Source organism: Nocardia sp. NPDC058666 (genome assembly GCF_042714895.1).
In the GTDB taxonomy this organism is placed as follows: domain Bacteria; phylum Actinomycetota; class Actinomycetes; order Mycobacteriales; family Mycobacteriaceae; genus Nocardia.
In genome coordinates, this window is record NZ_JBHXRY010000089.1 from 1 (window position 1) to 1255 (window position 1255).

The window sequence follows — 1255 nt, forward strand, 5'->3', positions numbered from 1 at the left end:
CCCTACGCTCGGTGCCGGTTCCCGACAGATTCCTTGCCCGCGACCCCAAGGACACGGCCCATGCTGCGACAGCCCGCTTTCGGACACCGCCTCAAGAAGCTCCGGCTGGCCCAGGGCCTGTCGCAGACGGCGCTGGCCGGCGAGGGCATGTCCACCGGCTACCTCTCCCGCCTGGAATCCGGCGCACGCCAGCCCACCGACCGGGCCGTGGGCTACCTCGCCGACCGACTCGGCCTGCAGAGCAGCGACTTCGAGGAGCCCGCCACCGGCTCCCTGGCCCACGCCCTCACCCTGGCCTCCTCCACCGGCTCCCCGGACGCCGTCGTCGCGCTGCGCCGCGCCCTGGCCGCCGAGGCCCACGAGAGCCCCGTACTGCGCTGGCAGGCCCTGTGGCTCCTGGCCCGCGCCGCCCGCCTCCAGGGCGACCACACCACCGAACGCGACTGCCTCACCCACCTGGTGGCCCTCGGCGACGAGGTGGGAGTCAGCGAACTGCGCGTGCGCGGCCTGACCCGCCTGGCCCGCTGCCTGCGCTCCATCGGCGAGATCACCCCCGCCGTGGACGCCGCCGTCCAGGCCCACCGCATCGCCCTGCACGAGGACCTCGGCGTGGAGGACCGCGCCGCCGCCCTGCTGGCCCTGGTCTCCGTCCAGGCCGAGGCCGGCCGCACCGGCGAGGCCCGCGTCCACGCCGACGAACTGACCGCCCTGGTCCAGGGCCGCTCGGACGCACTGTTCGCCGAAGCCATGTGGACCGCCGCCGCCGTCCGCATGCGCCAGGGCGACTACCCCGGCGCCCAGGCCTGCCTGGACGACGCCCTCGAACGCTTCACCAGCCAGGAGGACCTGATCCTGTGGATCCGGCTGCGCCTGGCCGCCGGCCGGCTCCACCTGCAGAAGATGCCCGCCGACCCCGCCCGCGCACAACACCGCGCCGAGGAGGCCGAAGCCGCCCTCGCCCTGGTCGGCACCCCCGCCCTGCGCCAGGACCTGACCGCCCTGAAGGCCGACCTCGCCTTCGCCACCGGCCGCCACGACGACGCCCGCGCCCTGCTCGGCGAACTCGCCGCCGACCGGCCCAGGATGACCTACCGCGGCCAGGTCCGCCTGGAGATCCTGCGCCACCAGCTCCTGATCCTCGCCGGCGACCCGGCCGGCGTCCCGGGACTGCGCACCCTGGCGCAGCAGGCCCAGGCGGACGCCAACATCGACCTCGCGGCGGAGATCTGGCGCGTCCTGGCCGACGCCCTCACCC

At 75.5% G+C, this 1255-nt stretch carries 1 protein-coding gene; it reads left to right on the top strand.

What is annotated here, in order from left to right:
- Positions 1-60: 60 nt before the first annotated feature.
- On the top strand, positions 61-1255 hold a 1195-nt coding region (locus tag ACFWVD_RS28685), incomplete at its 3' end, for a helix-turn-helix domain-containing protein (protein ID WP_379248032.1).